The sequence below is a fragment of the Streptomyces sp. NPDC059010 genome (assembly GCF_042740355.1).
Taxonomy (GTDB): domain Bacteria; phylum Actinomycetota; class Actinomycetes; order Streptomycetales; family Streptomycetaceae; genus Streptomyces.
In genome coordinates, this window is sequence record NZ_JBHYJA010000049.1 from 72,461 (window position 1) to 84,427 (window position 11,967).

At 71.2% G+C, this 11,967-nt stretch carries 12 protein-coding genes; 9 read left to right on the plus strand and 3 right to left on the minus strand.

Translation table 11 applies throughout. The features are described from left to right. The coding region (locus ACFWYS_RS38020; protein ID WP_384779354.1) for a zinc-binding dehydrogenase at positions 1 to 826 on the plus strand (826 nt) is incomplete at its 5' end. 3 nt (positions 827 to 829) lie between these two features. Then, the gene (locus ACFWYS_RS38025) at positions 830 to 2,323 is read left to right on the plus strand and encodes an aldehyde dehydrogenase (protein WP_384779357.1); all 1,494 of its coding nucleotides are present in this window, start codon (positions 830 to 832) and stop codon (positions 2,321 to 2,323) included. A gap of 104 nt (positions 2,324 to 2,427) precedes the next feature. On the opposite strand, the gene ACFWYS_RS38030 is transcribed toward ACFWYS_RS38025, so the two are convergent. Beyond that, entirely contained in the window at positions 2,428 to 2,796 is a 369-nt protein-coding gene (locus tag ACFWYS_RS38030; RefSeq protein WP_384779360.1) for a DUF1330 domain-containing protein, read from the minus strand. 160 nt (positions 2,797 to 2,956) lie between these two features. Next, a complete protein-coding gene (locus ACFWYS_RS38035) occupies positions 2,957 to 4,585 on the minus strand; it encodes a long-chain-fatty-acid--CoA ligase (RefSeq protein WP_384779364.1) in 1,629 nt (542 codons plus the stop codon). Positions 4,586 to 4,727: 142 nt separating this feature from the next. Between ACFWYS_RS38035 and ACFWYS_RS38040 the strand changes: the two genes are divergently transcribed. The 6 genes from ACFWYS_RS38040 (at position 4,728) to ACFWYS_RS38065 (ending at position 9,886) form a co-directional block, all read left to right on the plus strand. Further along, on the plus strand, positions 4,728 to 5,957 hold the full coding sequence (locus ACFWYS_RS38040) for a cytochrome P450 (protein WP_384779367.1): 1,230 nt from the start codon (positions 4,728 to 4,730) through the stop codon (positions 5,955 to 5,957). Between the two features lie 46 nt (positions 5,958 to 6,003). Continuing rightward, positions 6,004 to 6,207, plus strand: a complete 204-nt coding sequence (locus ACFWYS_RS38045; RefSeq protein WP_381307436.1) for a ferredoxin — start codon at positions 6,004 to 6,006, stop codon at positions 6,205 to 6,207. Further along, positions 6,204 to 7,448 carry an NAD(P)/FAD-dependent oxidoreductase gene (locus tag ACFWYS_RS38050; protein WP_384779371.1) on the plus strand — a complete coding sequence of 415 codons (1,245 nt, stop codon included), beginning with the start codon at positions 6,204 to 6,206 and terminating at the stop codon, positions 7,446 to 7,448. Before ACFWYS_RS38045 ends, ACFWYS_RS38050 begins: the two co-directional genes overlap by 4 nt. An 89-nt stretch (positions 7,449 to 7,537) precedes the next feature. After that, on the plus strand, positions 7,538 to 8,707 hold the full coding sequence (locus ACFWYS_RS38055; RefSeq protein ID WP_384779374.1) for a thiolase family protein: 1,170 nt from the start codon (positions 7,538 to 7,540) through the stop codon (positions 8,705 to 8,707). Positions 8,708 to 8,718: 11 nt separating this feature from the next. Beyond that, complete coding sequence (locus tag ACFWYS_RS38060) at positions 8,719 to 9,102, plus strand: Zn-ribbon domain-containing OB-fold protein (protein ID WP_384779377.1); 384 nt, start codon at positions 8,719 to 8,721, stop codon at positions 9,100 to 9,102. A 73-nt stretch (positions 9,103 to 9,175) separates the two neighbouring features. Continuing rightward, positions 9,176 to 9,886 carry a TetR/AcrR family transcriptional regulator gene (locus ACFWYS_RS38065; protein WP_384779379.1) on the plus strand — a complete coding sequence of 237 codons (711 nt, stop codon included), beginning with the start codon at positions 9,176 to 9,178 and terminating at the stop codon, positions 9,884 to 9,886. A gap of 206 nt (positions 9,887 to 10,092) precedes the next feature. Here the strand turns inward: ACFWYS_RS38065 and ACFWYS_RS38070 are convergent, their stop codons facing one another. Then, the gene (locus tag ACFWYS_RS38070) at positions 10,093 to 11,037 is read right to left on the minus strand and encodes an AraC family transcriptional regulator (protein ID WP_384779382.1); all 945 of its coding nucleotides are present in this window, start codon (positions 11,035 to 11,037) and stop codon (positions 10,093 to 10,095) included. 176 nt (positions 11,038 to 11,213) lie between these two features. On the opposite strand from ACFWYS_RS38070, the gene ACFWYS_RS38075 reads away from it, so the two are divergent. Further along, positions 11,214 to 11,735, plus strand: a complete 522-nt coding sequence (locus ACFWYS_RS38075) for a YceI family protein (RefSeq protein ID WP_384779385.1) — start codon at positions 11,214 to 11,216, stop codon at positions 11,733 to 11,735. The last annotated feature ends 232 nt before the right edge of the window (positions 11,736 to 11,967 follow it).

An 11,967-nucleotide genomic window follows, 5' to 3' on the forward strand; every position in this document is an offset into this window, starting at 1 on the left:
CCGCTCTCTCTCCCTCCCCCCACACCCCGCCTACGCGGGGCCGTACACACCGCCCCCCCACCGCCGCGCCGACCCCGGGGGGGGGGCCGCCCGGGCCCCCGACGCCGACGGCAAGCCCGTCGCCTCGCGCTGGTTCGGCCAGTCCTCGTTCGCCACCCACGCCGTCGTGGACGTACGCAACACGGTCGTCGTCGACCCGGATCTGCCGCTGGAACTTCTCGCCCCCCTGGGCTGCGGCATCCAGACCGGTGCCGGATCGATCCTGCTCGCCCTCGGCGTCCGCGCCGGTTCGCGCGTCGTGGTGTTCGGTGCGGGCGGCGTGGGGCTGGCGGCCGTCATGGCGGCCAAGGTCGCCGGAGCCGCCACGATCGTGGCGGTCGACCTGCACGAGAGCCGGCTCGACCTGGCCCAGGAACTCGGCGCCACATCTGTCCTGTCGGGCGACGCCGACGACGTACCCCGCCGGCTCCGCAAGATCACCGGGGGAGGGGCCGACTACGTCCTGGACACCACCGGGGTTCCGGAGGTGATCAGGGACGGAGTCGACAGCCTGCGGGTCAGGGGAACGATCGGCCTGGTCGGAGCCCAGTCCCGGGACCTTGTCCTCGGCCCGGCCGCTCTGTCCACCGGCAAGACCGTGACGGGAATCCTGGAGGGCGACGCCGTACCCCGCCGCTTCCTACCCCAGCTGATCGAACTGTGGCGGCAGGGCCGCTTTCCCATCGAACGCCTGGTGCGGACCTATCCGCTCAGCGAGATCAACACCGCCGAGCGGGACGCCGCATCCGGCGTGACCGTCAAACCCGTACTGATTCCTGGGAGTTGACCCATGTCAGCGCAGACCACGCCGTCGGATCCCGCGCCTCCGCGGACCGAGCCCCGCCACCGCCGCGAACACCTCTTCATCGGAGGCGAGTGGCGGCCGAGTACCGCGTCCGGCACCCTCACGGTGATCTCGCCCTTCACCGAGCAGCCGGTGGGCGAGGCGCCCGACACCGCCCCCGCCGACGTCGACGCCGCCGTCGCCGCGGCCCGGCAGGCGCTGACCGCGTCGCCGTGGGCGTCCTGGGACGGCGAGACCAGGGCGGCGGCCCTCGACCGCTTCGCCGACGCGCTGGAACGGCGGGCCGAGGAGACCGCGCGGATCGTCACCGCCGAAATGGGCATGCCGATCGCGGTGTCCGGCCCGGTGGAGGGGGCAGGACCCGCCCGGACTCTGCGCTACTTCGCCCAACTGGCCCGCACCACCCCGCAGGAGGAGCGGCGCCCCGCGTTCCCCGGCCCCGGGACCACCGTGGTGCGCCGCGAGCCGGTCGGGGTGGTCGCCGTCGTCGTCCCCTGGAACTTCCCTCAGTCGCTCATGATGTTCAAGGTCGCGCCCGCCCTCGCGGCCGGCTGCGCCGTCGTCGTCAAGTCGGCGCCCGAGACCGTGCTCGACGCCTTCCAACTCGCCGACGCCGCGCAGGAGGCCGGGATCCCGGACGGGGTCGTCAACGTCGTCACCGGTGGTCGCGAGACCGGCGCGTACCTGGTCGCCCACCCCGGCGTCGACAAGGTGGCCTTCACGGGGTCCACCGAAGCCGGACGGGCCATCGGGGAGGTGTGCGGGCGGCTGCTGCGGCCCGCCACGCTGGAACTCGGCGGCAAGAGCGCGGCCATCGTGCTGGACGACGCAGACCTCGGCCAGGCGGTACGCGGACTCGCCTGGGCCTGCCTGCTCAACACCGGACAGACCTGCTACACCAGCTCCCGCATCCTCGCGCCCCGCAGCCGCTACACCGAGGTCGTCGACGCCGTCGCGGCCCTCGCGGTCTCCCTGCGGGTGGGGGACCCGTCCGACCCGGCCACCCGGGTGGGCCCGCTGGCCTCGGCCCGACAGCGCGACCGCGTCGAGTCCTACATCGACGCCGGCCGGGCCGGTGGCGCACGGGTGGTCACCGGTGGCGGCCGGCCCGCGGGCCTGGAGCGGGGCTGGTTCGTCGAGCCGACGGTCTTCGCGGACGTGGACAACTCCGCCGTCGTCGCCCGCGAGGAGATCTTCGGCCCGGTCCTGGTGGTCATTCCGTACGACGACGTCGACCAGGCCGTGGCGATCGCCGACGACTCCCCGTACGGCCTGGCCGGCACCGTCTGGACCTCCGACGAGGAAAAGGGCCTGGAGGTCGCCCGCAGGATGCGCACCGGCACGGTCGGGGTGAACTTCTACAACATCGACCTCGGCGCACCCTTCGGGGGCGTCAAGGCCAGCGGACTGGGGCGCGAGCTGGGCCCCGAGGGGCTGGCGGCGTACGTCGAGCACAAGTCCGTCTATCTGCGCCGCTGAGCGTCTGGCCCTGTCGGCGCCTCCGGACGTGGCGGGGGCGCCACGAGCCAGCCGACGGCGCGTCGGCTGGCTCATCTGGATCGGGCTCCGCGATGACGTGGGTGTCAGGGCTTGAGTACCGCCAGGACGTCGTCGACCGAAACGCTGGCGGGGTCGCTCATCTCGACGCCGTCGAACGTCTGCCAGATGTAGGAGGCCGTCCCGTCCTCCCGCAGCGGATGCAGGTCGGCCAACTCCGGGTCGTCGCGGAAGCTGTTGAATGCCTCTTCGGAGTCCCACTCGACGACGAACAGAACCTGCCGCGGCGCGAGGTCACCGGTGACGCTGTTCCGGAAACGGCCGAACGTCACTATGCGGCCGCCGTATTGCGGGGCCACTTCGGGAAGTCGGCTGAAATACCCGAGGTACTTCTCCACGTCGACCACGTCGAACATGTTCAGGGCGTAGAACTTCTGCGCTGAAGATTCACTCATTGTCAATACTCTCTTCGGCTCAGGGGACCAGCGTGTTGACGGCGGTCGCGATGCACAGAGTGGAAAACCGATCGGTTTCCATCACTGTAGACCGATCGGTTTTCTCTCGCAAGTCCGAGTCGGGGCGCCTCGACCTGCGTCAACGTGCGTCAACGTGCGGTCAACCCAGCTTCGTCACCGCGAGCTCCTGATCGGCGTAGGACCGTCGGATCCGGTTCTTGTCGAGCTTGCCCACGCTCGTTCTCGGGATGCTCTCGACGAAGGCCCAGCGCTCCGGCAGCCACCAGCGGGCGACCCGGCCGGTCAGGAACGCCCGCAGTTCCTCGGGGGTCACGGTCGCCCCCTCGCGCAATGTCACGCAGGCCAGCGGCCGTTCCTCCCACCGCGGGTCGGGTACGCCCACCACTGCGGCTTCCGCCACCGCGGGGTGTCCGGTCAGTGCGTTCTCCAGTTCCACGGTGGAGATCCACTCGCCGCCGCTCTTGATGCCGTCCTTGAGCCGGTCCTTCAGCTCCACCCAGCCGCCGGGGTGGATCACTCCCAGGTCGCCGCTGCGCAGTCGGCCGTCGCGGAACTTGTCGGCCTGTTCCTCGGCCGTGGCCCGGAAGTACGAGCCCGTGACGGTCGGGCCGCTCAGCTCGATCTCTCCCACGGTCTTGCCGTCCCAGGGCAGTTCGGTTCCCGATTCGTCCACCACACGGGCCCGCACCCCGGGCACGAGCCGGCCGCTGCGGGTGGTCCACCCGGTCGCCTGGTCGTCGGGGGTGCCGTGCGGCGGTCGGGAGAAGGTCAGCAGCGGGCTGGTCTCCGTCATGCCCCAGCCCTGGGTGAGCCGGACCCCGTGATGGGCGTGGAAGCTGTCCGCCAGCGCCGCCGACAACGGCGATCCCCCTGCCACGGCCAGCCGCAGACTGCTGAAGTCCGTGCCCGCGCCGACCCCGTACTCGTCCAGTCCGCTCCACAGCGTCGGCACCGCCGCCGCCGCGGTCGCCTTCAATTCGCCGATCGCACGGGCGAGATGGGCGGGCTGCAGGAACCGGTCGATCATGATCAGGTCCGACCCGGCCAGCCAGGCCGCGTACGGCCAGCCCCAGGCGTTGGCGTGGAACATCGGCACGATGGGCAGCACCCGGTCGGCGTCGCTCATCGCGTAGGCGCTGCCGCTGGAGATCTGCAGGGTGTGCAGATAGATCGAGCGGTGGCTGTACGCCACCCCCTTCGGAGCGCCGGTGGTGCCGGTCGTGTAGCACAGGACGGCAGCCGAACGCTCCGGCAGCTCCGGCCAGTCGAAGCCGGGCGGGGCGGCGTCCAGCAAGGTCTCGTAGTCGTGCACGGCGACCCACTCCGGGGCCTCCAGCCGTGCCTCGCCGACGACTATCACGTGCCGGACGGTCGGCAGCCGGTCGATGATCCGCTGCAGCTGCGGCACCAGATCCGCGTCCACGATGACCGCTTTGTCGGCCGCGTGGCCCGCGATGTAGACGAGCTGGTCGTCGTGCAGCCGCAGGTTCAGGGTGTGCAGCACCGCGCCCATGCCCGGGACGGCGAAGTAGGCCGCCAGATGGGCGGGGGTGTTCCAGGCCAGGGTGGCGACCACGTCGTCCCGCCCGATCCCCAGTCCGGCGAGTGCGGCGGCCAGCCGCTCGGTCCGCTCGGCCAGACCGAAGAAGGCCGTCGAGGTGGTCGTGTCTCCCCGGTAGTGGTGGACGCGGCTGTCCGCGTGCACGGCTGCCCCGTGCCGGAAGATGCCGCTGACCAGCAGCTCCGCCTCCTGCATCGTGCTGTCCATGAGGTGACCTTCCTGGTGTTCCGGCCCCGCCGTTCTCACGTGAGCGGTTGACCGTCGGGTAGGCTGCGTGCTTACGTTAGACCGTACGTACGGTCAGTATCAATGAGCACGTTCAGAACGACGACGGATTCGAGGAGTTCGAGTGATCACTCAGACGCTGGGCCCGGATCTGGGGCATCCGGACACCTACCGCGACGGAGTCCCGCACCACCTGTTCGCGGAGCTGCGCCGGACTCGGCCCGTGGCCTGGATCGAGGAGCCGCCCTCCGAGGGCTTCGCCGGCGGACCGGGCTTCTGGGCCGTGACCAGGTACGAGGACGTCCTCGCCGTCTCCCGCGAGCCGGCCGTCTTCTCCTCGCACGCGGGAGCCACGTTCCTGCGGGACCAGCGGCCGAAGGACCTTGCCGCGCTCCAGCAGATGATGCTCAACATCGACCCGCCCGACCACGGCAAGCTGCGGTCCATCGTCAGCAAGGCGTTCACCCCGCGCATGGTGAAGGGCATGTTCGACTCGGTCGACGCCCACGCGGAAGCCATCGTGGCGGACCTGAAGCCCGGCACCGAGATCGACCTGGTGGAGGAGGTGTCGTCCGAGATGCCGCTGCGCGTCCTCGCCGACGTCCTCGGGGTGTCCTCCGCCGACCGGGGTCTGCTCTACGACTGGACGAATCGGATGGTCGGGCTCGACGACCCCTCGTACGGCGGTCTGCCGGCCTTCGTCTCCGCCTTCACCGAGATGTTCGCGTACGCCGCCGAGCAGACCCGGGCCAAGCGCGCGCACCCCACCGACGACATCTGGAGCACGATCGTCAACGCGGAGGTCGACGGTGAACGGTTGTCCACCGGGGACCTGAACCGCTTCTTCCAGCTGCTGGTGATCGCCGGCAACGAGACCACCCGCAACCTGCTGACCGGAGCCGTGCTCACGCTCGGCGACCACCCCGACCAGTGGGACGCCCTCCGTGCCGACCCCGAGCTGCTGCCGTCCGCGATCGAGGAGGTGCTGCGCTTCCACGCGCCGGTGATCCAGTTCCGGCGTACGGCGACCCGCGACACCGTCCTCGGCGGGCAGCGGATCGAGGAGGGCCAGAAGGTCGTGATGTTCTACGGCTCCGCCAATCGCGACGAGGCCGTGTTCGCCGACCCGGACCGTTTCGACATCACCCGCAACCCGGTCAACCACCTCGCCTTCGGCACCGGCACCCACTTCTGCCTGGGCAACAGCCTGGCCCGCATGGAGGCACGGGTGCTGCTCGGCCGGCTCTTCGCCCGCTTCCCGCAGATGCGGCTCGCCAGCGAACCCGAGCGGTTCCGCTCCAACTTCATCAACGGAATCCGGCGGCTCCCCGTCCAGCTCGGACCGTCCGCCTAGCCCATCGTTCGCTCAGCCCTCTCGACGCCAAGGAGGCGACCCGACCATGAAGATCCTGCTCGACCGCGGGAAGTGCACCGGACTGGGCATCTGCGAATCCCTGTCGCCCGACGTCTTCGAGGTGGACGACGACGGTGCCCTCGTACTCAGGTCCGACGTCGTCCCCGGCGGCAGGCTGGCCGAGATCCAGGCAGCGGTGAACAGTTGCCCGACCGAGGCACTCCGGCTGGCCGAGGACCGACAGCCGTGACCACACCACAGCGACTGGTCGTCGTCGGCGCCTCCCTGGCCGGACTGCGCGCCGTCGAAGGCGCCCGCGCGAGCGGCTTCACCGGTTCCATCACGCTCATCGGCGCCGAGGACCACCTGCCCTACGACCGTCCGCCCCTGTCCAAGGCGTACCTGGCGAAGACGCCCGGCGGCCCGCCGGACACCACCTTCCGCTCCGAGGACACCCTGCGCCGCGAACTCGGCGTCGACCTGCGACTCGGCGCCCGCGCGAGCGGCCTGGACACCGAAGGCGGTGCGGTCCTGGTGGACGGCGGCGCCCCGGTCCCGTACGACGCGCTGGTCATCGCCACGGGAGCCGTCGCCCGGGTCCTGCCCGGAACGAAGGGGCTCGCGGGCGTCCACACCCTGCGCACGGCCGACGACGCGGCGGCGGTGCGCCGGGCGCTCGACGACCGAGCCCGGATCGTCGTCGTCGGCGCCGGTTTCATCGGCTCGGAGGTCGCCTCGGCCGCCCGTGAGCGCGGCCTGCCGGTGACCGTCGTGGAGGCCGCCGACGTTCCCCTGCGCCGGGCGCTGGGCGACGAGATGGGCGTGGCCTGCGCCGCGTTGCACGACCGGGCCGGTACCGATCTGCGGCGCGGGGTGGGCGTGCGGGCGATCCGGCGGGGCGACGAGGGAATCGGCGTCGAACTCGCGGACGGCAGCACCCTGGACGCGGACCTCGTCGTCGCCGGCATCGGCGCCGACCCGGCCACCTCCTGGCTGGACGGCTCCGGTGTCGCGCTCGCCGACGGGGTGCGCTGCGACGAGACGCTGGCCACGTCCGTGCCCGGCGTCTACGCCGCCGGTGACGTCGCGCACTGGCACAACCCGCTGTTCGGACAGCCGATGAGGCTCGAACACTGGACCAGCGCCGCCGAGCAGGGCGCCATCGCCGCCGTCAACGCCCTGAACCCGGGGGAGGCCCGGCCGTACTCCACCGTCCCCTACTTCTGGTCGGACTGGTACGGCACCCGCATCCAGTTCGTCGGGATCTCCCACGCCGACGAGGTCCAGGTCGTCAGCGGTGACCCGGCGGACGGGCGATGGGTGGCCCTCTACCGCACCGGCGAACGCCTCACCGGCGCGCTGGCGGTCGACCACCCCACGCACATCATGAAGTACCGCGTGATGATCAACCGCGGCTGTACCTGGGACGACGCCCTGGACTTCGCACGCGAACGCAACGCGCGGGCACGCCGAACCACCGCGGTGGCCTGACGACCGATATGACGAACGGTCTGACGAGTGCTCTGCCGAGTGCTCTGACGAAGTGCTCTGACGAAGTGCTCTGAAGAAGGGAGATCCGGATGAGCGGCCGCCACGCGGCGATAGCGGGCCTCGGTCTGACCGAGGTCGGCAAGGTGTACGGGCGTACCGCGGCGGACTTCGCCGACGAGGCGGTACGGCTCGCGGTGACGGACGCCGGCCTGCACCTGAGGGACGTGGACGGGCTCCTGATCAACGCGGGCAAGAGCCCCGGTCTCGACCTGGGCCTCGCCAAGCGCCTGGGCCTGCGCGACCTCACCCTGCTCTCCCAGGTGCAGTCCTTCGGCGCCTCCGCGGGCATCATGGTCGCGCAGGCCGCCGCGGCCGTGCTCTCCGGCGCCGCGACCACCGTCGTCTGCGTCTTCGCGGACGCGCCGCTGCGCGAGAACGCCCGGAGCGGAGACGCCTACCTCTCCAGCTCGCTCACCGCCACCGGCTTCCGCAGCGCGGAGACAGCGGGCGGATTCACCAGCGTCAACCACCGCTACGCCGTGGCCGCCGCCCGCTACATGGCGCACTACGGCGTCACCAACGACCACCTCGGTGCCGTCGCGGTCGGGCAGCGGCAGTGGGCCGCGCACAACCCCGCCGCACAGTTCCGGAGCCCGCTGACCCTGGAGGACTACCACCGGTCGCGCTGGGTGGTGGAGCCACTGCACCTGTTCGACTGCTGCGTGGTGTCCAACGGAGGCGCCGCCGTGGTCGTCACCACCGCCGAGCGCGCCGCCGCCCTGCCCAGGCCACCGGTCCATGTGTGGGGCTGGGGCCAGGCACACCCGGGATACGTGATGGAGCGAGGCAGCGACTTCGGCCTCGTCACCGGAGCCGCCGCCTCGGGAGCCGCCGCGATGAAGATGGCCGGCATCACCCCGTCCGACGTGGACGTCCGGGAGATCTACGACTGCTACACCTACACGGTGCTGGTCACCCTGGAGGACTACGGGTTCTGCGCGAAGGGAGAGGCCGGGGAACTGGCGTCCTCCGGCGCACTCGCCCCCGGCGGCGCACTGCCCACCAACACCGGCGGCGGACAGCTGTCGGGCTTCTACCTCTGGGGCATGACCCCCCTGGTCGAAGCCGTCCAGCAGGTACGAGGCGAGGCAGGCGAGGGCCGCCAGGTCCCGCGCCACGACATCGCCCTGGTCAGCGGCAACGGCGGCGTCCTCGACCACCACGCGACCCTGGTGCTCGGCGCCGGGCACGTCTCCTGAAGGAGCTCTCCATGACCGTGCACATCACCGCCCGCCGGGACGCGGCATCAGCGGCGTGGTTCGAAGGGCTCACGGAGGGCGTGCTGTTGATCCGCCGCTGCGACGCGTGCGGTCACCACTGCCGCCCCGACGCCGAGGCGTGCACGGCCTGCGAGTCGCGGGACCTGCGATGGGCCGAGACCGTGGGTACGGCGCGGGTCGTGGCCGCGGTGTCGACGCCGGGCGAGGCGGGGAGCGCGACGATCCAGGCACTGGTCGAACTCGCCGAAGGGCCCTGGCTGCACGCACCGGTCCTGGGAGCCGCCATCGCCCCGCCACCGGGGACGGCACTGACCCTGACGATCCTGCGCCCGGAGGACGGCGAGCCGTTCCCTGCCTTCACCGTGTCTGCCTGACTGGTCGCTCGTACGGTCAGTCGACGGGATAGGGTGGGGAGCGTTCGTCGTCGGGAGCATGGAGGGACCTGAAATGGCTGCTAGGCGCGCGGGTGGGGGCGCCCCGGGCAGGTCGGGCCACATCCTGGAGTCGTTCACGCGCAGAGTCGCAGAGTCCGGCTACGACGGCACCAACTTCAGCGACATCGCGGCGGAACTGGGCATCTCCAAGGGCACCATCGTCCACCACTACGGCACGAAGGACCGGCTCCTCGCCGCGCTCCACGAGTCCTACATGCGCCGCAGGCTGGCCGAGGCATACCTGATCGTGAACCGGCTGTCCTCGCCGCCGGAACAGCTCGCGGGGATGCTGTTCGCCTTCGTGCTCTACCAGGAACACGACCGTGACGCCACGGTGGCCTTCCAGCGGGAGATCGCCCGGCTCGCGGACCACGAGACGATGAGCGAGGGCGTACGTCTGCGCGGGGAGTACCTGGGCCTCGTCCGGGACATCCTGCGCAAGGGAACCGAGAGCGGCCAGTTCCGCGAGGGCGACCCCAACCTCCAGAGCCTGCTGATGATGGGCTCCGCCCAGTGGGCCTGGACCTGGTTCGACCCGTCCGGACCGCACACGGCCGAGGAGGTCGGCGCGAGTCTCGTCGACATGGTGCTCGGCGGTCTGCTCACCCGCCCGGGGACCGCGTCTGGGCTCGCCGATCTCGACGGCGCGGTGCTGAAGATCGTCCGCTCCTGTCTGGCCGACGCCGCGGCTCCCGGCGAGGCGCCCTCGACCCCGGCTCCCTGAGGGGAAGCCGGGGTCGGAAGACCCCGCGGATCAGGGAAGGCTCGAGGACTTCGCCGCGTTCGGCACGACCACCACGGCGAGCACCGCGGGCAGGAATCACCGATGATCTGGAAACCCTGCTCGGACGTCCGGCGAAGGCCGTGCACCGGGCTCTGGAGAACCACCCGCGCATCCAGAAGCCGGCGGCAGCCTGAGCCGCTGAGCGGTCAGGGCTGGGCGGTCTCGGGACCGGCGGTGGCCTGGCGGCGGTAAGCGCCCGGTGCCAGGCCGAAGTCCCGTTTGAACGCCTTGGCGAAGGCGAACTCCGAGGTGTAACCGATCTGTTGGGCCACGCCGGCGAGTGGCCCGCTGTCCTCGCGGAGCAGGCGGGCGGCGGTGGTCATGCGCCAGCGGGCCAGGTAGGTGAGGGGGGGTTCGCCGACGGCCTCGGCGAAACGGCGGGCGAACGTCGCCCGGGACAGACCCACCTCGGCGGCCAGGGTGGCCACCGTCCAGGGGTGAGCGGGCCGAGCGTGGATGAGTTCGAGCGACCGCGCCACGGCGGTGTCGGCCATAGCCTTGGACCAGTCGTGGGCCGGGTGGTCGCCCTGCTGCTCCAGCCAGGCGCGCAGGATGAGGACCAGAACGGCGTCCACCAGCGATGGGACGACCGCGCGAGAACCTGGCGGGTCGGCGTCGATCTCCTCACCGAGCAGGGTGATCGCCGTGTGCAGGGTGCGGTGTCCGCCCGGACTCGCCCGAAGGTGCACGACGTCAGGCAGAGTGCTCAGGAGGGGGTGGGGGCGCTCCCGCTCCAGCCGGTAGGTGCCGCACAGGAGCAGGCTGCGGGGCCCCTGCCCGCCGGTCGGATCGAAGCCGGGTGGCAGGTCCGCCTTGCCGGAGGTCTTCAGGTCGACGTCGACCAGTGAGGTCGTCGGCTGGTCGGCGACGGCGTGCGGGGCACCGCGCGGCAACAGCACGGCGTCCCCTGGCCCCAGCGCGAGGGGCGGCTCACCATCCGGCAGCAGCCAGCAGGTCCCTTGCAGGACGAGGTGGAAGGCCGCCCCGGTGGACCGGGTGAGGCGCAGCCCCCAGGGGGCCCGGACGTCCGCGCGGCCGTACGAGGAGCGACCGGTGCGCATGGCGGTGACCACGTCGGCGAGAACATCCATGCGCTCACGGTAAGGCAAGCACCCGAGACGATCGGACATGAAGTCCAGACAGGAAGACATGTCACGTCTCATTCGCTGCTCATAGCCTGCTGATGCCCACCCACTCGGCAGGCCCCGTCGGGCCGTTCCAGGAGACGCGACCGAACATGTACGACAGCCCGAACCGTTCCGCACCCATGGCACCGCTTGCGGAAGCCGCCGTCGGCCGCTGGACCCTGGACTCGGACCGTTCGTCCATCACCCTCCAGCACACGGGATTCTGGGGCCTCGCCAAGATCAAGGGAGCGTTCACCAGGTTCTCCGGCGAGGGCGCAGTGCTCGCCGACGGCTCCGCGCACGGCACCCTGACGGTCGACGCCGCCTCCGTGGACACCGGGATCACCAAGCGGGACGCGCACCTGCGGACGGCGGACTTCTTCGACGTGGCCAACCACGCCTCGTTCGTCTTCACGGCGATCCGGGTCACCCCGAGCGGCCCCGCGTCCGCGGAGGTCACCGGTGAGCTCACCGTACGCGGCCGGACCCGGCCCCTCAGCTTCACCGCCCGGGCCACCGAGGCCTCCGAAAACGCCGTCACGCTCACCGCCGAGGTCGACATCGCCCGCCGCGACTTCGGGATGACGGCGAACCCGCTCGGTCTGATGAAGGCCCTCACGACCCTCACCATCACCACCCGCTTCACCCGCGTCGGGCCCTGACGCGTCAAGCGGGGCACCGCGTCTCCGCTTCCTCGTCGACGGCTAACAGGCCACCGCTGTCCAAATCAAATATGCTTCCCGCTGCGGGCGCAGGCCATGCCTCCGAAGTGGAGAGTGAAGGGGTCTCGAAATGCCTGGTCAGGTTTCACGTCCCACGGTTCACGTCCCGGGGGCCACCAGCCACACGATCGCGCCCCGCGCGGGCGGTGAGGGCGAGCTGCGCTACCTCAAG